The sequence below is a fragment of the Neorhizobium sp. P1_A6 genome, from assembly GCF_056406795.1.
Genome location: NZ_JBFTZM010000001.1, coordinates 738,330 through 759,503, shown reverse-complemented (window position 1 = coordinate 759,503; position 21,174 = coordinate 738,330). Strand labels below are relative to the sequence as shown.

Annotated in this window: 16 protein-coding genes and 1 pseudogene; 9 read left to right on the top strand and 8 right to left on the bottom strand. The window is 59.4% G+C overall.

All coding sequences use genetic code 11. The annotated features are described in order from the left end of the window. Window positions 1-11: 11 nt before the first annotated feature. Genes AC1D3C_RS03520 through AC1D3C_RS03510 form a run of 3 tightly spaced genes read right to left on the bottom strand, consistent with a single transcriptional unit; the run spans window position 12 to window position 2,798 of the window. The gene (locus AC1D3C_RS03520) at window positions 12-1,151 is read right to left on the bottom strand and encodes a mandelate racemase/muconate lactonizing enzyme family protein (protein ID WP_040125716.1); all 1,140 of its coding nucleotides are present in this window, start codon (window positions 1,149-1,151) and stop codon (window positions 12-14) included. A 14-nt stretch (window positions 1,152-1,165) separates the two neighbouring features. Then, on the bottom strand, window positions 1,166-2,086 hold the full coding sequence (locus AC1D3C_RS03515; protein ID WP_477481893.1) for a dihydrodipicolinate synthase family protein: 921 nt from the start codon (window positions 2,084-2,086) through the stop codon (window positions 1,166-1,168). Next, complete coding sequence (locus AC1D3C_RS03510) at window positions 2,079-2,798, bottom strand: GntR family transcriptional regulator (protein ID WP_247135555.1); 720 nt, start codon at window positions 2,796-2,798, stop codon at window positions 2,079-2,081. The genes AC1D3C_RS03515 and AC1D3C_RS03510 overlap by 8 nt, the downstream gene beginning before the upstream one ends. Window positions 2,799-2,893: 95 nt before the next feature. On the opposite strand from AC1D3C_RS03510, the pseudogene AC1D3C_RS03505 reads away from it, so the two are divergent. Both AC1D3C_RS03505 and AC1D3C_RS03500 read left to right on the top strand, forming a co-directional pair. Next, window positions 2,894-3,109, top strand: a pseudogene (locus tag AC1D3C_RS03505) (D,D-dipeptide ABC transporter permease); the annotation flags it as partial. A gap of 64 nt (window positions 3,110-3,173) precedes the next feature. After that, window positions 3,174-4,064 (top strand): hypothetical protein, encoded by an 891-nt coding sequence (locus AC1D3C_RS03500; RefSeq protein ID WP_477481892.1) that lies wholly within the window; start codon window positions 3,174-3,176, stop codon window positions 4,062-4,064. 72 nt (window positions 4,065-4,136) lie between these two features. Here AC1D3C_RS03500 and AC1D3C_RS03495 read toward each other — a convergent pair whose 3' ends face one another. Further along, window positions 4,137-5,558, bottom strand: coding sequence for an ATP-binding protein (locus AC1D3C_RS03495; protein WP_477481891.1), 1,422 nt, complete (start codon window positions 5,556-5,558; stop codon window positions 4,137-4,139). A gap of 183 nt (window positions 5,559-5,741) precedes the next feature. Between AC1D3C_RS03495 and AC1D3C_RS03490 the strand changes: the two genes are divergently transcribed. Then, the gene (locus tag AC1D3C_RS03490) at window positions 5,742-6,590 is read left to right on the top strand and encodes a MipA/OmpV family protein (protein ID WP_247135552.1); all 849 of its coding nucleotides are present in this window, start codon (window positions 5,742-5,744) and stop codon (window positions 6,588-6,590) included. A gap of 121 nt (window positions 6,591-6,711) precedes the next feature. On the opposite strand, the gene AC1D3C_RS03485 is transcribed toward AC1D3C_RS03490, so the two are convergent. The 3 genes from AC1D3C_RS03485 to AC1D3C_RS03475 all read right to left on the bottom strand — a co-directional run bounded on the left by AC1D3C_RS03485 (window position 6,712) and on the right by AC1D3C_RS03475 (window position 11,889). Further along, on the bottom strand, window positions 6,712-7,434 hold the full coding sequence (locus tag AC1D3C_RS03485) for a response regulator transcription factor (protein WP_040124382.1): 723 nt from the start codon (window positions 7,432-7,434) through the stop codon (window positions 6,712-6,714). Between the two features lie 277 nt (window positions 7,435-7,711). Further along, the gene (locus AC1D3C_RS03480) at window positions 7,712-10,768 is read right to left on the bottom strand and encodes an efflux RND transporter permease subunit (RefSeq protein ID WP_477481890.1); all 3,057 of its coding nucleotides are present in this window, start codon (window positions 10,766-10,768) and stop codon (window positions 7,712-7,714) included. Continuing rightward, on the bottom strand, window positions 10,765-11,889 hold the full coding sequence (locus AC1D3C_RS03475) for an efflux RND transporter periplasmic adaptor subunit (RefSeq protein WP_477481889.1): 1,125 nt from the start codon (window positions 11,887-11,889) through the stop codon (window positions 10,765-10,767). Before AC1D3C_RS03475 ends, AC1D3C_RS03480 begins: the two co-directional genes overlap by 4 nt. 455 nt (window positions 11,890-12,344) lie before the next feature. Here AC1D3C_RS03475 and AC1D3C_RS03470 point away from each other — a divergent pair, with 455 nt between their 5' ends. The 4 genes from AC1D3C_RS03470 to AC1D3C_RS03455 are packed head-to-tail and all read left to right on the top strand — an operon-like array spanning window position 12,345 to window position 17,390. Beyond that, window positions 12,345-13,517 carry an acyltransferase family protein gene (locus tag AC1D3C_RS03470; protein ID WP_477481888.1) on the top strand — a complete coding sequence of 391 codons (1,173 nt, stop codon included), beginning with the start codon at window positions 12,345-12,347 and terminating at the stop codon, window positions 13,515-13,517. After that, window positions 13,502-14,605, top strand: a complete 1,104-nt coding sequence (locus AC1D3C_RS03465) for a glycosyltransferase family 2 protein (protein ID WP_477481887.1) — start codon at window positions 13,502-13,504, stop codon at window positions 14,603-14,605. Before AC1D3C_RS03470 ends, AC1D3C_RS03465 begins: the two co-directional genes overlap by 16 nt. Then, the gene (locus AC1D3C_RS03460; RefSeq protein ID WP_477482003.1) at window positions 14,605-15,603 is read left to right on the top strand and encodes a glycosyltransferase family 2 protein; all 999 of its coding nucleotides are present in this window, start codon (window positions 14,605-14,607) and stop codon (window positions 15,601-15,603) included. The genes AC1D3C_RS03465 and AC1D3C_RS03460 overlap by 1 nt, the downstream gene beginning before the upstream one ends. Further along, the gene (locus AC1D3C_RS03455; RefSeq protein WP_477482002.1) at window positions 15,597-17,390 is read left to right on the top strand and encodes an ABC transporter ATP-binding protein; all 1,794 of its coding nucleotides are present in this window, start codon (window positions 15,597-15,599) and stop codon (window positions 17,388-17,390) included. Before AC1D3C_RS03460 ends, AC1D3C_RS03455 begins: the two co-directional genes overlap by 7 nt. A gap of 184 nt (window positions 17,391-17,574) precedes the next feature. Here the strand turns inward: AC1D3C_RS03455 and denD are convergent, their stop codons facing one another. Next, window positions 17,575-18,558 carry a D-erythronate dehydrogenase gene (denD, locus tag AC1D3C_RS03450; RefSeq protein WP_477481886.1) on the bottom strand — a complete coding sequence of 328 codons (984 nt, stop codon included), beginning with the start codon at window positions 18,556-18,558 and terminating at the stop codon, window positions 17,575-17,577. A gap of 180 nt (window positions 18,559-18,738) precedes the next feature. Here denD and AC1D3C_RS03445 point away from each other — a divergent pair, with 180 nt between their 5' ends. Beyond that, window positions 18,739-20,184, top strand: a complete 1,446-nt coding sequence (locus AC1D3C_RS03445) for an FAD-binding oxidoreductase (RefSeq protein ID WP_477481885.1) — start codon at window positions 18,739-18,741, stop codon at window positions 20,182-20,184. A gap of 35 nt (window positions 20,185-20,219) precedes the next feature. After that, window positions 20,220-20,954: a FadR/GntR family transcriptional regulator gene (locus AC1D3C_RS03440; protein ID WP_477482001.1), complete on the top strand. Its 735-nt coding sequence runs from the start codon at window positions 20,220-20,222 to the stop codon at window positions 20,952-20,954. The last annotated feature ends 220 nt before the right edge of the window (window positions 20,955-21,174 follow it).

The window sequence follows — 21,174 nt, the reverse complement described above, 5'->3', positions numbered from 1 at the left end:
TCCGGCGGTTTTCACGGATAGGCCGTCGAGCCGTCCGGCTTGCGGGTGATCTTGCGCTCCCAGTGGATGTAATCGTCCTTGGCCAGCACCTTTTCGTCGATCTCGATACCCCAGCCCGGGCGATCCGGGCGCAGGTTCATATATCCGTCCACCGGCATATAGGGGTCGAGCGCCCAGGGCGCGTGCACATGCGGCTTGAACTCCAGGATCTTGAAGTTCGGCTGGGCGGCGGAGAAGTGGATGTTCACCGCGGTTGCGAGCGGCCCCATCGGGTTATGCGGTGCGACGGTGACATAGTGGGCTTCCGCGATCGCCGCGATGCGGCGCATTTCGCTGACGCCGCCAACGACGCAGATGTCCGGCTGGATGATGTCGGCGCCGCGGGCGGAGAGCAGCGCCAGGAATTCGAAGCGGTTGTAGAGAGATTCGCCGGTCGCCAGCGGCACCGTTACCTTCGACTTCAATTCCGTCCATGCGGGAATATGTTCAGGCCGGATCGGTTCTTCGTAGAAAAGCGGATCATAGGGTGCGATCGCCGCAGCCAGCTGGACGGCCTGGTAAGGTTCGTAGATCTTCGCGTGTGCATCGAAGGCGAATTCGAAATGCGAAGGGGTGATCTCGCGGATCTTGCCGAAATAGTCGCCCGTTTCCTTCACCAGTTCGCCCCAGCGGCTGTTGTGAAGATCGCGGCGATAGGGGCTCAGCTTGAACGCGGTATAACCGTAGTCTTCATGGAGCTTGAGCGTCTGATCGAGCGCATCCTGTGGATCCGGTGCGGTATAGACGCCGCAATAGACGCGGACGCGGTCACGCACATTGCCGCCGAGCAGCATGTAGACCGGCAGACCCGCAGCCTTGCCGGCGATATCCCACAATGCGTGATCGATTGCGGAAATCGCGGCAAGACCGAGCGCGCCGGGAGGAAACCGGCACTGTTGGTTGAGCTTGAGGACGAGGAATTCCACGCGGCGCGGGTCTTCGCCCTCGATCTGGTGGAAGAAGTAATCGAGAAGCGGCGGAAGCGCCCAGTCGGGGCCATGATTGTAGCATTCGCCCCAGCCGGAAATGCCTTCGCTGGTCTCGATCTTGAGCAGCAGGCGAGGACGGTCGTCGACCCGCTGCATGTATGTCTTTATTCCGGTAATATGCACCTTTTGTTTCCTCCTCAGGCGGCAGGCGTTTCGGTTTTGACGCGATCGACAATGGCGCGCAGGATCCGCCGCTCATCCTCGTTGAGAGCGACGACGCCCGGAATGCGCACCGGTCCGACATCGGTGCCGAGCATGCCGAGCGCTTCCTTCACGACAGTGACGTTGGCGCCGTTATTGTATTTCGTGCGCAGCATTTCGAAGCCGGCGATGCCATCGATCAATTCTCGCGCCGTCGCATAATTGCCCGCCTCCAGCGCCCGATGGATGGCGTGCGAGCGCTCGGGGAAGACGTTGACGAGACCCGAAGTGAAGCCCTTGGCGCCCATGGCGTAGAATGCCGGCGCCCAGCCTTCCGCCAGGCCGCAGACCCAGATCGCCGGAGCATCACGGGTGGCTCGAATGACTTCCGCCAGCAGCATCAGGTTCGACGAGGCGAACTTGATGCCGGCGATGTTCTGATGCAGGGCGAGTTTGCGAAAATCCTCGACCGAGAAACTATCGCTGCGCACATAGGCGATAACCGGTACGGTGCAGAACTCCGCCAGTTCCAGGAAATAGCCGGCCTGATAGGACGGCCCGGCAAACGGGTCCATGGGATGATGGCCCATGATCGCATCAGCACCTTCGGCAATCGCATCCTTGGCAAGCGCCTTTGCTTCGGTCAGCGAGCGACCGACGGCGGCGCTCACCAGCGACATGCCGTCGGCCGCCTTGACCGTGGCGGCATGCACGATGCGGACTTCGTCCATGGTGAGCGTGAAGAACTCGCCGGTATTGCCGGCCGCCATCAGGTTGTGCACCTTGGCAACCGCCAGGCGCCTGATCAGCGCGCTGAGCTTTTCGACGTCGACAGTCCCGTCTTGCCGGTAAGGCGTCACGGGAACACCGGAAATGCCGGTCAGCGCCTTTCTTACAGTCTGAAGCCTGTCATTCACGTCCGATATCCTTTTTGCTGCCGAAAACGATGTTCAAATAGGTTTCGCCGGAGCGCACGACATGGTTGCGCATCTGCCGCTCGGCGAGATCCGCATCACCGGTGACGATAGCCTTAGCGATGGCGGTGTGTTCTTCGAGGGCTTTTTGCCGCTCGGCGGGATCCATGTGGATGACGCGGCGGATGCTGGCGTCATAAAATTGCTGCCGCTCGATCAGTTTCGCCAGATAACTGCAGCGCGAACTGCGGTGAATGTGCTCGTGGAATTGCTCGTTGAGGGAAATGAGGCTGTCCGCATCCGCCGAGGTCGTCGCCTTTGCCATCAGGTCGGCTATTGCCGTCAGCTCGGCGCCGGCAGGCTTGCCGATGCGCTTGGCGGCCAGGTGCGCAATCATCGATTCGAGCGCCGCGCGGGCAAGAATCATCTCCTCCGCCCATCCCATATCGAACCGGATGATGACGCCGCGCCGGGGCAGCGCCTCGACCAGGCCTTCCGTCTCGAGTTGCCGCAGCGCCTCCTTGATCGGCGTGGTACTGACGCCGAATTGTTCGGCCAGGCTGCGCTCGTTGACCTTCTCCCCCGTTGCGAACCGCCCCGCGAGGATGGCAGCCCGCAAACTGCGATGGACGTGATCGCGCACCGTCATCTGAAATTTCGGGTCGATCTTCGCAAACGCTTCGGACCGTGGGCTTCCAGTGGGCTCAGGAATCATTTTCGCGAAATCCGTTGACGAGGCGGTGAGCGTACAGCGCCTGATATACCAGATTTCAGATCTATGTCGATACGGGTCGCATTCTGCTTCGCGGGCCGCTGTGCGTGCCGTCGATCATCGTCCGCCCGACCCTCAACATGTCGGGCATCATCCTCACGGCCGCCGATCTCGGCTTCCTCGGCCTCGGCGCCCAGCCGCCCATGGCCGAATTGGGGACCATGGGCGCCGCCGGTCGCAAATATGCCACCAGGGCGCAACTGGTCGAGGGAACCACGCCGACATCAACGACAATCTTCGGCAACATCATATAACAACTATAAACAATCATTCGCACCGAAGTCGCTTAGACCGTCTCCAGATTATCGATGGAGCGGCATGTTGGTTACGATTGTTTGCATGAAATGGGGCACGGCTTTCACCGCCAGCCATGTCAATGCTCTTTATGCCGGTGTGCTGCGCAACATGGAGGAGCCGTTCGACTTTGTCTGCCTGACCGACGATCGTCGCGGCCTTGCTTCGGGCATTCTCACTCGTCATATCCCGAATCTCGGCTTGCCTGAGCAGGCGTGGAGACGAGGGTGCTGGCCCAAGATCGGCGTGTTTGCCCCGGGTCTTTTCCCGCCCGGAGACGTCGTGCTTTTCCTCGATCTCGACGTCATGATCCAACAATCACTCGCCCCGCTGGTCGGCGTGCTTCGGGAGCGCCGTCATTTTGTGATCCAACGGGAATGGAATCCGGATCTCTGGAGCCTTCTCCCAAATAGCTTCAGGCCGGACAGGGGTGCCCAGTCATCTGTCTTTGGATTTCATGCAGGACATGTCGATGGAATTTACCACGACTTCGTAGGCAAAGCTGAGGCGATCATCGCGCAATTCAAAAACGACCAGTCCTACCTGACGCAGGCGGTGCGGCAAAAAAGTTACTGGCCGACAGGTTTCTGCGTCAGCTTCAAGAGAAGCTGCACAAAATACTTTCCGATCAATCTGCTCCTGCCGAGGATCAGGCAGCCGCGGAACGCAAAAATCATCGTCTTCCACGGGAAGCCGAGACCTTGGGATACAATGGTCGAAAAAGGCCAGCGGTGGGGATCGAAAAGGCGATTTGGCGTCGGCCCCGTCCCATGGATCAAACAATATTTCAACCAGGCGGACGCGATGTTGGCTTCCCTCACCAATGCTGCAGACAATTTCGACGCGGGCGCCCATGCCTCCGCAGCAAATGCCGGCCCAGAGCGGGCAAACCCGCCGAGTTATAGCCATAGCTAAGGTCCTTACTGCACAGATAGGCGAATCCAGAAAGCACGCTCGCAGGCGGATTAAGGCCATACGCGCAAGCCTTCACCGAACCTGCGCGGTGACGCTGTCAGCCTGGAGATCTGCTGGAAACGTTAACCGCGCCAAGAGGCCGGATGACTCCCCGTCCAACAGTTCCAGCGTTCCTCGGTGAGCTTGCACGATTTCCCCAACGATGGACAATCCCAGCCCGAACCCGGCGTTGCCGTCAGTCCTCGCCGCATTCAGCTTGAAGAATGGCTCCAACACCTGCGCACGTGATTGCTTCGGTATCCCGGGGCCATTGTCCGATACGTCGACAACGACCTTGTCTCCGCTTCGCTTCAGCTCGATTGCGACCTTGTCGCCAAATTTCACAGCGTTTTCGCAAAGGTTGGTCACTGCACGCGTTATCGCGAGAGGCTTGCAATTGGCGGACAGATGATTGGGGCCGATATAATTGATTTTGTGACCCACATCGTCAAATTCGCTGCAGATCGTCTGCAGCGTCGTTGCCAGGTCAATCGTTTCTACCTGCTCTCGATGATGGTCGTCACGCAGATAGCTGAGGCTCTCTTTGAGGAGACTATCGATGCGAGAGATATCCGCCAGCAACATATCGCGCAATTGCCCGTCGCCGACCCGCTCTACTCGAAGTCTCAGTCTCGTCAATGGCGTGCGCAGATCGTGGCTCACCCCGCGCAGCATCCGCGTCCTGCCTTGAATCATATCGGTGATACGATCGCTCATCCCGTTCAAGGAGCGCGCAACAGCGACGATCTCTACGCTGCCTTCCTCTTCGAAGATTACCCGGCCGGATGTGATGTCAGCATTCGCAGCCGCGGAAGCAATCTTCCGTAGCGGCCGCGTGATTGCCCAGACCCCGAACGAAGAAAACAGCACGATCAAAGTAATAACCGCCACCAGATAATCGAGGACCTCGCTCCAGAACGCCGTGCTGGGAAGGCCGTCCAAAACGAGGATTGTTTTATCGTCAATCTCAGCTGAGACGACGCGCTTGTCATCAACAAAGGTTTTCCAGCCGCCGAGTGGCGTCTGTCTCCCATCGGGCGAAAAAAGCCAGTCCATCGTAGCGTCCAGGACGCTTTCCCCCGGCCATGAACTCTTGAACGTTTCCGCCAAGGCGCGAGGTCGCAGAGTGAAGTGCCAACCGGCACGATTGGCTGCTTGAAGAACGATGTCGCGCTCTTCGGGCGTGGCCGTTTTGAGGATGGAGCTTATCGTGAACACACTGTCGGCGAGTTCCTCAACATCAACTAGCGAGTATCCGGTTTCAACCCGCTGCTTGAGAAAAGAGCCGCCTAAAACGGTGATGGCGAGGCTGAGAAGAATGACGCCCGTGATCTGACTATGGATCGTCGATAGGCCTGGAAGCCGGCGAAAGAACATGAGCACCCTTTTGGAATTGAGAAGCGCGCTTGAGCCGAGGCCGCTCGGCGAACCGGAAACATAGTCGAACTCCCTCACAAGATCCCGCGTTTCCTGCTGCGCGATTATTACGTTTTGTTACGGCGGGGCCGCCTCGTTGCCGATCGCGGCGGGCTGCAACAAAGTGCAACAAAAAAACACGCAACCGAGGGCTCCAGCATGAAACACAAGCCATCGCAGGCTCCTCTGTTGGGGGGACTGATAACCTGTTCTGGAGCCCTTATGCTACATCTTAAAAAAGCCAAGCGGCGTCTTTCGCCCCTCGCCTTATGCGCCGCATTCAGCGTTGCGGGATTTTCTCCAAACGCCTATGGCGCCGACCAGACCGCCACCGAGCAGACGCCGGAGCCACCTTTCGACAAGCAGCGTTTCGACAAACGCCAACCGGAGCGCAATTGGAGCTTGATCCTTGGCGCAGGCGCTTCTTACGAGCCTAAATACGAAGGGAGCGACGAATTTGAAGTCAGCCCCATTCCCTTCGTCGTGTTTACCTACGGCAAATGGTTGGAAATCGATCCAGGTGGGATCAGCGTCACTGTCCTGGATCAAGGCGGATTTTCCATTTCCGCTGCGGTTGGCTACGAATCAGGGCGGGATGAGGGTGACGGTGATCGCCTCCGCGGCCTCGGCGACATCGACTTCGCCGCAACAGTCGGCGCAAAAGTCGGCTATGATTGGGGTCCGGTCAAAATCTATGCGAGCGTCGACCAGACCATCAATGGCAGTGAAAGCCTGATCGGAAAGTTTGGGGTAGAGTACTCGGCCCCGGTCACGGAGCGTCTCATTCTGGGCGCACGCGCCGAAGCCACCGTGGCCAATGACAAACATATGCAGGCTTATTTTGGCGTCGATGCCGCTCAGTCGGCACGTTCAGGCCTGCCTGAATATAAAGCGGAAGCAGGCTTGAAGCGTGTCGACCTTTCTGCCTCTGCCACATACGCACTGAGCGATCATTGGTTGGTGCGTGGTGAAGCAGGCATCGGAGTGCTCACCGGAGATGCCGCGGATAGCCCGATCGTCGAGAAGAAGATCCAGCCTTCCGTTTCTGCTTTTGTCGGTTACAAGTTCTGAAGCCAGGAAGAGAAATAAATGGCGTGTCGCTTGCACAGATCGCTTCCGATCCAGCAGGCGACGCGCCTTGCCGTGCGCAATATGGCAGTTGCGGCGCCGGAGAAAGATTGGGGCCTCTGTTTCAGACTTCCTCTACCGACGCGGTAAAAGTATATCCTCCCAGCCTGACCGTCTGCAGGAGCGTTGGCTCGCGAGGATCAGCCTCGATCTTTTGACGGAGGCGGCTGATATGCACATCGATACTGCGCTCGATCGGCCCAGCCAGCCCGGAATGGGTAAACAAGAGCAGCTCCTCGCGGGTGATGACCCTGCCCGGATTTCTGCAGAACGCCAGCAGAAGATCGAATTCCGTTGTTGTCAAAGCGATGCGAGCGTTGCCGGGGTCGTGAAGCCGGCGCCGCATCGGGTCAATCACCCATCCGTCAAACCGCAGCTTCCTTTGAGCAGAGCTACTTGTCAGGCCGTAAGAGGCGCGACGCAGGAGACTGCGAATCCGAGCGACCACCTCTCTTGGGCTGAAGGGTTTCGTAATGTAGTCATCGGCGCCGACTTCCAGTCCCACGATCCGGTCGACTTCCTCTCCGAGTGCCGTCAACAGGATTATGGGGATCGTTCTTTCCGAACGGATGCGTTTGCAAATGCTTAGGCCATCTTCGCCCGGCAGCATGACATCGAGGATGATCAGGTCATAGGAATTGCTGCGAAGCAGGGACTGCATCACGTTTCCGTCCTCAGCCACAGTCGGCAGCATCCCGCTTTCCTGAATTGTCGACGCCAGAAGATTGCCGATTTCGAAGTCGTCTTCCACGATCAATATCTTCGCGGATGCTGAATTGGGCTGCATGGGTCTTTTCCTGTTTAAGGACCTGACAATGGGCCGGCTGTTGGTCCTGGAATATTTCGCTTTATTAAGTTTTGTTGCGGTCACTACACGCAGTGATACCAAACGCGCCCAGCCATGGCGATAAGAGCCGCAGCCGCTCGCATCGCGACGCAGAATTGACGTGACCGGCAAAGTGGCGGCGCTGCGGAAAAAACGCTCTGCGATATACGGCAGGGCCGGCCAGGTGGTTGGCCGGCCCTCATTGGTAGTGCAAGCGTCCTTGCGGCGCCTGCACCCTTCAGATCTCGGCCGACTGGAGGAAGGGCTTGAAGATCCGAGCGGTACGATCGCCAAAGTCGGAAACGATCAGGTGGAGCGACGGGATGACGATCAACGATAGAACCGTGGACACGAGCAGACCGCCAATCACCGCGATCGCCATCGGCGCCCTGAATTCGCCTCCGTCCCCTACCCCGAGCGCGGAGGGGGCCATTCCCCCGATCATAGCGAACGTGGTCATGATGATGGGGCGGACTCGCTCCGAGCAGGCTTCGACGATCGCATCGACCCGAGACAGCCCATGGGCTTCGCGTTCAATGGCGAAGTCCAGGAGCATGATGGCGTTTTTCGTCACGATCCCCATCAGCATCAGGATACCGATGACGACGGGAAGCGAGACGGCGTTGCCGCTCAGCATGAGGCCAGCTGCAACGCCGCCGATCGACAGGGGAAGGGAGGCCAGGATGGTCCAGGGCGCCAGCACGCTTCCGAAGAGGAGGATGAGAACGACAAGCACAAGCATGACGCCCGATCCCATCGCCACCGCAAAGCTTGAGAACACCTCGCCTTCGGTATCGGAATCCCCGGTCGCCTGAATGCGCACGCCCGCCGGCAGGCTCTTGACGCTATCGAGCTGTGCCAGCCTGTCGAGACCCTGGCCCGACGTCATGCCGTCAGCCATGTCCGCTGAGATTTCGATGCGACGCTGGCGATCAAATCGCTCGATGGCGGCGACCCTCTCATCGAAGCTGACGTCGGCGACGGAAGACAACGGAACCGACGTCCCTCGCGTCGTCGGTACCGACAGCATTTCAAGGGTTGGCAAATCGTCGCGAGCATCCGTTTGGAGCAGCACACGGATTGGGATCTGTCGGCCGCCGTCGATGAAGTTGGGCAGTCGGCTGTCGACATCTGCTACCGTCGATACGCGGATCGTGCGCGCAAGCTCTGCCGGAGATACGCCGATCGTTGAGGCCTTGTCCGCGTCGACTTTCACCCGCAATTCCGGTCGTGTTGCCGCGTTGTCGGCGGTCGGGTTGACGAAGTTTCTGTCGGCTGCGAGCTCCTGCAGTATGTTATCTGCGGCCCGCTGAGCCAGAACGCCATCCGCGGACAGGACAGCGAAAGATATGTCCCGCCCGCCGCGGGTGTTGAGAAAGCGCAGCCTGACGTCCGAAATGGAGGAAAGCGCCTTTTCAAGATCGGCTTGTATCGAGAACGATGAACGGTCGCGCTCGGATTTATGGAGCAGATCGATCAGGACGACCGCATATCGTACGTCTTCCTGTCCGGCCGTACTCGACCCCGCCCTGACGAATACGCCTTCCACCGCGGAATCCCGCCGGATCAGGGCAGCTATTTCGTCCGTCGCCGCCCTTGTTTCGTGCAAAGCCGCCCCAGGGGGCAGCTCCACCGAGAGGGTCAACCTCCCGGTGTCCTCTTCCGGCAAAAAAGCGGTCGGCAGGGAGGTCAGAGCGTATAGAGCCAATGCGAAAGCCGCAAATGCGGATCCGACTGTCATCCATCGCCACCGCAGGCTGACCTTCAGCAGTCCCTCATAGGCCGACACCAGGCGCCCTCTCCGAATGTGCGACGGAGGAGCGTTGGTCATGATGTATGCAGCCATGATCGGGGTGATCAATCGGGCCACCAGAAGTGAAAAGAACACCGCTATCGCAACGGTCAGCCCGAATTCTCGAAAGTACAGCCCGACCACGCCGCTCATGAAGCCCACGGGTGTGAAGACAGCCATGATCGTTGCGGATATGGCTATGACAGCAAGCCCTATTTCGTCAGAGGCGTCCAACGCAGCCCGGTAGGCGGATTTGCCCATGTCGCGGTGACGCACCACGTTTTCGATTTCAACGATCGCATCGTCCACGAGAATTCCTGTCACCAGGGTGATCGCAAGCAAACTGAGAATGTTGAGGGAAAAGCCCAGGAGATCGATGGCAAAAAAGGTCGGGATGATCGAAAGCGGAAGCGCGATTGCCGCCACGACCGTGGCCCGCCAGTCGCGCAGGAATAGAAATACGACGACGATTGACAATGCCGCGCCCTCATAGAGGGTATGCATGGCCGAGTTGTAGTTGCCCGCCGTGTAGGACATATTGTCGTCGACCAGCTTGAAGCGGATCGACGACTGTTCGAGATGTAGCTTCTCCAGTGCGACGGCCACTTCCTCCGCAACAGCTAGCTCGCTCGAACCCTTTGAGCGATAGACCGCGAAACCTACAACGTCCTCCTGATCCAAAGTCGCAAAGGCGCGGGCCTCCGTGATCGTATCCTGGACGCTGCCGACATCTTCCAGTTTCACACTGGCGTCGTCCGACAGGAGGATGCGCGACCCACCCAGTTCTGCAATCGTCTGCGCCGCTGCAGCGGTCGTCAGCGTCCGTTCTCTGCCATTCAGGTTGCTGCGGCCCCCGGAACGATCCAATTGGCTTGCGATGAGGCTTTCGTTAACGGCATTCGCCGTCAGGGAGAGCGCCTGCAATCGCGAAGGATCGAGTTCGACATGGATTTCCCTGTCAGCACCTCCGACACGATCAATGCGGCCAACGCCCTTCAGACCCTGCAACTGCCGGGCAACAACATCGTCGACGAACCACGAAAGCTCAGCAACGGTCATGTCCTGGCTTGTCACGGCATAAGTCACCACCGCCTGCGCTTCTTCCTCAGCCCGTTCGATGACAGGCTCATCTATTCCATCGGGAAGATCGCTGCGGATTTTCGCAACCGCGTCGCGGACGTCACCCATGGCGCGGTCTGGCGAAATCACGCCCAACTCAAATTCGACAGCGGTAACAGAACGGCCTTGAGTGACCGTCGACTTGATCTCTTCCACGCCTGCAAGAGACGCTACCGCGTCTTCAACAAGACGAGTGACTTCAGTCTCCAACTCGCTCGGCGCGCCGCCGGGTTGGTCGATAGTCACATTCACCGCCGGCTCGTCGATGGTCGGGAAGTAAGTAACGGGCAGCCGTGAAAAGCTGTAAAGACCCGCGGTGACAAGGAGTAGGAATAGGAGGATCGAAGGAAGCGGGTTGCGAATAGCCCAGGCCGATATGTTCATTGAAGTCGAGCTCCGAGCCGATTTGGCGTAGATGTGGAGGCGTCGGCATGCGTTGCCGGTGTCGCGGCCAATACGGGCCTCACCCGCTCCTGTGCCTTCAGGAAGGCACCTGATTTCAGGACGACCTCCTCTCCCTCCCGGATGCCGTCGACGATTTCCACGAAGCCGCCTTGCTGTAATCCGATGTGGACCGGGCGGATATCCACGAGCCCGTCTGAAACGACGTAAACGTTGTGGCCGGCCGCCGTGCTTTTGACGGCCGTTCCCGGGAGGAGAACATTCTGCCGGTCTTCGACACTGACGTTACCCCGCGCAAAGACGCCTGGGATAAGTCCGGCCTTGTCTGCAAGTTCGATCCGCACCGTCCCGCTTCTTGTCTTGGGATCGAGTTGCGCGGCATTCAACCGGACGGTTCCCGCGATGGCTCGGTCGCGTCCTGGCAAGGTAATTTCGGCGCTCATGCCTTCGCGCAGCCGAACGAAGCTTGTCTCCGTCACCTGCGCCACGAACTCGATATCATCATCGTCAGCAATGACAAAAAGAGGGTCGGCGGAGCTCGATGTCATCCCCCCAACACGCGCTTTCCGGCTCAAGATCCGACCCGAGCTGGGGGCCCGCAGGGTGCTTCTCTGAACAGTCAGTTCGATTTCCCGCCGCTCGCTGGCGATCAACTGTTGATCTGCGTTGGCGAGCTCCAACGATTGGCGCGCCAGTCGCAATTCCGCGACGGCTCGGGCGTGAGCGTTCAAGTCTTCCTCGAGGACATTGTCGGCGATCGCTCCTTTTGGCTGTAGCGAGCGGCTGCGTTCCAGCTTCTTGCGCGCTTCGGCCTCGGTGACCATCGCCACATCTATCTTGCTGCTTTCAACCGCCACGGCAGCACGCGCGCGAAGGAGGCTCACCGCATTCTTGTCCAGCAACATCAGTGCTTCGGTCGTGTCCAGGAGCGCGAGCGCCTGGCCCCGTTCAACATATTGCCCGGCCTCTACCAGAATCTGCCTGACCTCCTTGCCGACGACGGCGGGATAGACCTCGATTTCTTCCCGCGCCGCGAGCGAACCAACCACCTCGATCCTTTCCGTCAACGCGCCTCGCTTGGCGACGATCGTCGTCACCGGCATTTGAGCGTCTGCGGACGCTGCGGTCGAAAACACGCATGCGAGCATCGCTGCTTTACCGAAAAGCGCGCAGCAGCGTCGAAGCGTGGATGATACGGTCGATAACGCGATCATTGAGTGGACCTTTTAACTGGGCCGGCGAGCGCCCTGGCTTGTTTGGTCACACGATAGCGATGGGGAGGAGCCGCACTGTGTAGTCGCATTAAGAAATGTTGCGGCCCGCTCGTGCCTCGGATCCTCAAGAGGCGCGGCCCACTAAACTCGGCGGCTGGAAGTAGGACTAAAGACCGGCCCGCTGCGGGGCTAAAGTCTGAATCGCGGTGGCGGCCACAGTTTGGTCGGATTTTGCCTGAACTTTTCGGGCTGCAAAAATAGGTTTTCGGGGTTCCAAACAAAGCACGGCGGCAAAATACAAGCGAAGCGGGAGTTATCACAAGTTCTGCTCAACTGGGGGCTCCATGCTTCATGCACGCGACCGACAATTGGATGGTCTTAGAACTCTTGCCATCTCAATGGTTCTATACGCGCATTTTTTCGCGGCCGATGGGTCGCATTGGGGCCATATCGGCGTACGCCTGTTCTTCGTTCTCAGCGGCTTCCTGATAACGCGAGTTTTGCTGGAAGCGCGCTCTACCGCCCAGTACGAACCAGGCACCGCGATAGGATCGTTCTATATTCGCCGGGCGCTGCGCATATTTCCGCCGTACTTTGCGGTGCTGAGCTTCGTCTGGCTGGTCAACCTCGAGCAGGCGCGCGGCAGCATCAAATGGCATGCCCTTTACCTCTCGAATTTCTGGTATGCGCTTCGCGATGAATGGACGCCCTGGGTGCTTTGCCACACCTGGAGCCTGAGCATCGAAGAGCAGTTCTATGTCGTGTGGCCGCTCGTCATCCTGCTCGCCCCGCGTCGCTGGCTTGAGCCGATCTGCATGGCTCTCATCGCGTGCTCCCTCGCCTATCGGTTCTATTGGCCGTTCACGGGGACGCCTTCGCTCGCGCGGGATCTTCTTCCCCCGGCGTCAATGGACGCGCTGGTGGCCGGTGCGCTCCTTGCTCTCCATCGAACGCGATCTCAGACATTGCCGCGCTGGATGCGGCTAAGCTCGGCGCCGTTGCTCGTTGTAACAGCCATTTTGATGTGGCTGAAACCGCTCTCACTGCCACCGACGCTCGCATGGACGAATTGGATTGGGTTGGAAGTTCTTCCTCTTATACCGCTCACGGCCCTAGTCGGATACTGTTCGTCGGGCCTGCGGGGAACTCCCGGCCGTCTATTGGAATCCGCTCCGATTAACGCTGTCGGACGTGTCAGCTACGGGGTCTACCTGTTCCATCCGATCGTCCTGTCCTTCGTCGTAGGCGCACAACCCTGGATTCCGTTCAACGTCTCGGAACAGGGTTTCGGTCGCCTCATCTTAGGAACCACCGGAACATTGGTATTGGCCGCGATCTCGTGGCTGGCGTTCGAAAAACCACTCAACCAGCTCAAGCGCTATTTCCCATACGTCCCCCAAAGAAGGCTTCAACCGACGTATGACGCGCCGTCTGCCGCAGCCATTTCGAAGGCTGGGCAAGTACAGGAACTTCAAATTGCCACGCCATTGCGAGTCGAACGATGTCCTCCCCGCTGATCTCCGTCGTATTGCCCGTTTACAACGGCGAACCTTATCTCGCTGCGGCGGTCGAGAGCATTCTGCGCCAGGACTACAAGCGCTTTGAGATCGTCGCCATCGACGACGGCTCGAACGATCTCTCGCTGGATATTCTGCGCCGATATCAGAAGCTTGATGATCGCGTCCGCATCGTCTCACGGGAGAACCGTGGACTGATCGCGACCTTGAACGAGGGCATCGCCCTGGCTAGAGGTGACCTGGTCGCCCGAATGGACGCGGACGATATCTCCTATCCAACCCGCTTTTCCCGTCAAATCGCGCTCTTTGAGCAGCAACCTCAGCTTGCGATCTGCGGAACGGAAGTCGATCGGCTTCTCGGCAACCGCGTCGTGCGCAGCACGCCAAATCCCATTTATCAGTCAGGAGACTGGCATATACTGTCGCTGTTCTTCACGATCTTCCTGCATTCGACAGTGATATACAATCGTAGGATCATCCCGGAGGATATGCTGGTTTATGACGCAAGCTATGTCCATGCGGAGGACTTCGATCTCTTCAGGCGCATTACACGCGCGTTTCCGGCGGCGATGATCGACGAGAGCCTGATCGCCTATCGTATCCACAGCGACAGCGTTACCAACAAGCACAGGCGCCAAATGCGCCGAACCCACCTGAAGATCGTCGCCGAGAACCTCGAACGCGAGGCTCTTAACGACGATCCCGGCGCTCTTCTTGCTATCGGCGCGGCCGTTACGCCGGAAACGGTGCGCCGAGCCGCCGATTGCATGCTCGCGATCGAAGAAAAGGTCGCCGAGCAAGTGGGTGCCAGCGCCAGCAGTTACGCAGAGGGCGCCTTGTGCTTCTTCTATTTCCTCTACCAATTCATTGCTGATGAGCAACGTCCGGAGTTGACCCACGCATTTCTTATGCGAACGGGAAAATGGGACGTCATCCGGCGGCGGGAGCGTTATGGCCTTCGAGCCGCCGTCGCTGCGCCCTGGTTGAGCCGCATGTCGGAAGAGGCGATCCGGCGGCTCGATGGGGTGGCACGGTACTATCAATCGGTGCCGGCCAAGACGGTGTTGCCGCTTCGAGGGCTCGCCTGATGTCCAGAGAGCACCCCCCCTTGTCCCCCGATGGAGGGCACCCCATCGATGCAAGCTTTATCGTCTGCACCCGCAACAGGGCTGCCGCGCTCGAGGCATGTATCAGCTCGATCGAAACCGCCTGCCAAGCCTGTTCCCTCAACTGCGAGCTGGTGGTGGTCGACAATGGATCCACCGACGATACAGCCACGCGTTTATCCCGCATCGCGGCGAAATCCGCTGTTCCCGTCAGATGGATGGTGGAGCCGCGGCCTGGCCTTGCAGCCGCGCGCAATACGGGAATGGAACGGGCGCGAGGCAGGCTTCTGATCTTTGTCGATGATGACTGCGTCGTCGACGGTTCCTACCTCCAGGATCTGAACCGGCATTATTCGGCAGGCGAGCGATGCATCGTCCGGGGCGGCCGCGTCGATCTCGGCAGCCCGCACGACCTGCCTTTTACAATCAAGCGGTCGCGGTTCCGGGCCCGCTTCACCCCGGATGTCCATCCGGGCGGGTTCGTGCTCGGCTGCAACATGACCATGCATCGAGAAGCGGCGGACCGCATCGGGCGCTTTGACGAGCGGTTCGGGGCCGGCGGCCCGCTGCGCTCCGCAGAAGACACGGATTACCTTGTCCGTGCCTATCAGCTCGGCATTCCAATCGAATATGTTCCGGACATGACGGTCCAGCATTTTCACGGGCGGACCACACGCGATGCAATCGAACAACTTCACCGGGATTACAGCCTTGGAAACGGCGGCCTTTGCATCAAGCATGCGTTCAAGGCTCCCTGGCTGCTTCGTCATTTCTGCTGGACGACCCGATCGGCCTGGCGGGAGCTGTTCGGCGGCTACCGTTTCGATCCGGAAATTTCCCTATCCCACCTGACGATCGTGGCCATGAACCTGGTCGGAGCAGCCAAGTTTGCCTTGCTTGCTATTCGGTGGCTCAAACAGGCGGATCCCGGTACGACCAGTCATCTGCCCCGTCCGCAACGGGGAACGCCGCCATGCTAGATGTCCTCACATCGAGTTCTCACCTCCTGCGCAACGCTCTGGGGAAAAACACCGGTCTGTTGGCTATCGTCGTCATCCTGGGACTGAGCAGCGCCGTTCTCGAAGGCACCGGCATTGGTCTTGTCATTCCGATGCTCAGCATCATTGCCGGTGAAAATGATGCTTCGGGAATGGCCGGCCTTTCCGCCGTTTTTCAGCGGGTGGGAACCGGATTGGACGATCAGACCCGGCTGATCGTCATCGCGGCCGCCATTCTCGGATTGATCACCGTGAAGAACGTGCTGGCTTTTGCCAACGCGGTGCTTGCCAATTTCATATATGGCAAGGCCGGCCATTCGATCCGGAACCGTCTCGCCGACCAGCTTTTGACGATCGGCTACCCGTTCTTCCTGCAGCAAAGCCCGGGGCGGCTGCTGAACATTATCTCCAACGAATCCTGGCGGGCCTCGGATGCTGTCCAGACCGTCCTTGCAGCGATCGTGAATGCGTCAGCGGCCATTATCCTGCTCGCATTTTTGCTGCTTCTTTCGTGGCAGATGTCGCTGTGTGTCACACTTGGGCTTGTCCTGATCCAGGCCATCCATGCTTTGCTATCGGCAGGCCTGAAGGGCCCGAGCCGCAACGTCACGTCGTTCAACAGTGAGCTTGCCGCGAGGATGCTTCACCTCGTTCACGCCGGGCGCCTCATCCGCGCATTCGGACAGGAACGGCGTGAAGGAACGATCTTCGACGCGGCTTCGAATGCCGTGCGAAAGGCGGGTTTCGTTCTTAACAGCCGCCAGGCAGCCCTCCCCCCGCTAACCGAAGTCCTGCATTCCGCCCTCTTTCTGGGTGTGGTTGTCAGCGCATGGCGGATTGGGGTCGGTTTCCCGGTCATCGTGGCTTTCGTCGTCCTGCTTTATAGGCTGCAACCGCATGTCCGCGCGCTGCAGATGGCCTGGAGCCAGATTCAGGGATGGAGTGGAGCGCTGGAAGAAGTCGGATGGCTGCTGGATTCCTCCGACAAACCGGCGGCTCCCCAGGGAAGTCGTCCGATCCAGGGGCTCCGCCGGCAGATCAAGTTCGACCAGGTGACCTTCAGGTATCCGGGCTCCAGCACACGACCCGTGGTCCTGCGTTCGGTAAGCTTTGATATTCGCCAGGGCCGCTCGACGGCAATTATCGGACGGTCCGGCGCCGGCAAGAGCACGATCGTCAATCTCCTGTGCCGGTTTGTCGAGCCGGATCAGGGCAATATTCTTGTCGACGGCATTCCACTCGACCAAATCGATCCCGCTGCGTGGCGCCGACAGATTGCGCTTGCCAGCCAGGATCTTGAACTGGTGGATGGCACCATTTTCGAGAACATCGTCTACGGCCACGAGACCTCCCTTCTCGCGGCGGAAAACGCGGCCAGACTTGCCGAGGCGCATGAATTTATCGAGAAGCTGCCTGACGCATATGAAACTGTCGTCGGCTACCGGGGAGCGAGCCTGTCTGCCGGTCAACGACAGCGGATCGCCCTGGCAAGAGCTCTGGTCCGCGATCCGGAAATTCTGATCCTCGACGAGGCCACGAATGCCATGGACGGCTTGTCCGAGGCATCGATCGTGGAGACGTTGAAATTAAGAGCCGGGCGCCGCACCACGATCGTTGTCAGCCATCATCACAGCACCATTTCCTTCTGCGACGAGGTTGTCATTCTCGGTGCCGGCCGCGTCCGCAATCAGACCCCTTTTGCCGAAGTGGCAACCTTGAGCATGGAACAGCTTTACGAACATGAGACGTCGCATGGCAGCCCATCGTGAGGATCCCGTTCAAAACCCCCGAAGTTTCTGCGTTCTCACAATCAACTGCCAATCGACGCTGCCCCTGATGATCCGACGATCCAGGTGTGTCCGCAGCGGCTTCGCTCCGACGCATCCGGACATCTGAACGAAGGCCACCGTTCGTTTTGGAGGACAAACCTTTAGTCCGCGCACGGATTTCTCATCACAGGCAGCCTCCAAGCTCATCCTCGATATGGACCCGGATGATCTCGTCGAAATTTTTCTCCGCGGTAAAGCCGAGGGCGGTGGCGCGTTTTGCCTCGAAACCGGGCGCCCAGCCCGCAACCATTTTCATGATCATCTCGTCCGGTACCCGACGAATGAGGTTTACCGCTCTTTCGCCCCCCACCCGGCGGAGCGCATCGATCTGCTCGCCGACGGTCGCACTGACGCCCGGCATGGAAAGATTGCGATGCGGGCCGACCTGATCGAGATCCATATTCGCCGCGTGGACGAGGTATCCGACGGCCGAGCGAGGCGATGTATGCCAGTGGCGCACGTCATCCGACACGGGCAGGATCGCCTCCTGCCCGATCAGCGGCTCCCGCAGAATGTTGGAGAAGAAGCCGGATGCGGCCTTGTTCGGTTTGCCGGGCCTGATGCACACGGTCGGCAGTCGAATGCCGATGCCCTCGAAGAAACCGCGGCGGGTGTAGTCCGAAAGAAGCAGCTCTGAAATGGCCTTCTGGGTGCCATAGCTGGTGAGCGGCGTCAGGTGGAAATCATCGGGAATGGGGAATGGCAGCGGGGCACCCGCGACAGCGATGGACGACGTGAAGACGACCCGCGGCCTGTAGCCGTCCTCGCCATTTGCGAGGCGGATCGCATCGAACAGGTAGCGGGTGCCATCCAGGTTGACCCGGTAGCCCTTTTCGAAATCGAGTTCAGCCTCCGCCGAAACGATCGCGGCAAGGTGGAAGATCACGTCGGGGCGGGTCCTGATGAGTTTTTCAGCCTCGCCCGGCATCGAGAGGTCGGCGTCGCTCGTCACCACGGACCCGGAAAAACTCTGCGGGTGCTCGGGCTTCACGACGTCGACGAGGGTCAGCTTGTCGATCGGCTTGCCGAGAATGCCGCCCTCCGCAATGAGACGCGCCGTCAGTTTGCGGCCTACCATCCCGGCCGCGCCTATGATCAGAATATGCATGCTTCCTCCCGTCTCGACCCGAGGCGACAACTGCCCGGATACGCCAATATTTATATTGTACGGTTGTCTGATAACCTTATATGCTTCGGTTGAAAACAGGATAGTTGTGCGCCGGGACAAGGCGCAGAGCAAATCAAACTATCCAGCCAAGGGACGGATCTTCCGAAGGAACCACCGAGAATGACGAGCCTGCAAACTGACCCGTCCGGAGAGCATCGCCTCCTCCTGCGATCGATGCTTGGCGAAGACCTTGTCTTGACGGATGCGGATGCGATGGCGCGATATTGTCGCGACTGGCACGGGGACGTCACCAGTTCGGCGGTTGCCGTCCTCAGGCCGCGGTCGACGGAAGACGTGGCCGCTTGCGTCAAAGCCTGCCGTGAGCTCGGCCTCGCGATTGTCCCGCAAGGAGGCAATACCGGCCTGGTGCTGGGCGCTATCCCGGATATGCCGGAGCGACAGGTCGTTCTCAGCCTGGAACGCATGAACCGCATCCGCAAGATCGACGCCGAGGACTTCTCCGCCGTCGTCGAGGCGGGCTGCATCCTGTGGGAACTGAAGGAGGCGATCGCCGCGCAGGGGATGTTCTTTCCGCTGGCCCTCGGTGCGCAGGGAAGCTGCCGGATCGGCGGCAATATCTCGACCAATGCCGGCGGCATCAACGTGCTCCGATACGGCATGACGCGCGAACTGGTGCTGGGCCTGGAGGTCGTCCTGCCGGACGGCACGATTTTCGACGGGCTTTCGACGCTCCGGAAAGACAATCGCGGCATAGATCTGAAGCAGCTCTTCATCGGCGCCGAGGGAACGCTCGGTATCGTCACCGCCGCATCGATCAAGCTGACGCCCTATCCGGATCAGGTTGCGACCGCCCTTGTCGGTCTCGCCTCACTGGAGGATGCGATCACCCTCTATCGCCGTGCCCGGCGCGACTGCAGCGACCTGATGTCCGCTTTCGAATTCATGCCGCCACTCGCCTTCACGCTCGCCCGGGAGGCCATTCCGGATCTGCCGATCCCGATGGCCGCCGATTATCCCTGCTATGTCCTCATGGAAGTATCCGGCTCGGGCCTCGTCGATATCGACAACCTGATGCAGCGCTTCCTTGAAGGGGTCATGGAAGATGGCATCGTCGTCGACGGCGCGATTGCCTCGTCACAGGCGCAGGCGAGAAACCTTTGGCTGATTCGTGAAGGAATGAACGAGGGTCAGGCGAAACGTGGAGTTCATATGCGCAGCGACGTTTCGGTTCCGCTCTCCAACGTACCTTCCTTTGTCGCCGAGGCCGAAAAGGCGATCCACGAAGCGCTGCCCGATTGCGTCTGTGTCTCCTACGGTCATGTCGGAGATGGAAATGTTCATCTCAACGTCCTGCCGTCCGTGGAACTGCCCCATCAGCAGCGGCTCGAAAGGATCTATCAGTCGAAAACGATCCTGAACCAGGTGCTTGACCGTTTCCACGGCAGCCTCAGCGCCGAACATGGCATCGGCCGGCTCAAGCGGGCGGATTTCGATGCACGCCTCCCCGAAACCAAGCGCCGACTGCTGACGGCTATCAAGAATGCCATCGATCCTGACATGGTGATGAACCCGGGCTGCCAGTTGAATTTTACCGGGAAGTCGTAGAAGAGCGTCATAAGGGGAGAGCCGGCGCCGTGGTAATGGACTTCAGCCAGATCAGACGAAACGAACACCTGCCCGCCCGGATCGCGTCGCAGATCGGACGCGAGATCAGCGACGGCCGGATAATGGCCGGCGAAAAATTGCCCACCGAACATATTCTGGCAAAGACCTTTGGCGTCAGCCGGTCTGTCGTGCGCGAGGCGATCGCGCAGCTTCGCAATGAGGGCCTGGTCGAGACCCGGCAGGGTGTCGGAGCGTTTGCCACCGATATCGAGCACCGCCATTCGATTCGCATCGAACAGGGCAATCTCGCCCACCGAGCCAGTTTTCAAAGCCTGTTTCAGCTGAGGCTGCCACTGGAGATCGAAGCTGCCGGTCTCGCCGCGGTCAATCACACGGACGAAGACCTTGTGAGGCTCGACGAAGCGCTCGAGCAGATGACGGGCGGAGAGAAGTGGACCGAAAAAGGCATCCTCGCCGACCTCGCCTTTCATCGCCAGATCGCGGCTTCCACGCATAACGAATACTTCCTGCTATTCATCGGTTTCATCGCGGAGCGAATTCATCTTGCCATCAATACGGCTCGGGAGGCAGCCGTATTGACGGAAATCGTCGAGGTGACGATCGCCGAACATGTCGCGATCCGCGACGCCCTCGCCAGCCGCGATCCGGTCTGTGCCCGGGAAGCGATGCGCCATCATCTCCACGGCGCGGCAAGCCGCCTCGACCTTCAATTGGAGGTTTATTGGGGTGTCGGCCGGGGCTCAAGTTAGATCGATCCAGCGATTTCCTGAAACAGGCCAAGGGCCGCTGGACAGCGGGTAAAACTGTCTTTAGAGATACCGCAGGTGGAGGGTTGTCAGACATCCTGACAATTGAGGGAGCGCTGGAGAGGTCTTTGCGATGGAGGAGAGGCTGATCGCATATCAAATAGGAAACCGCATCGTGACGTCCAGCCTGCCGCTTGAGCCGCTGGTCGATGAAGCGGATCAT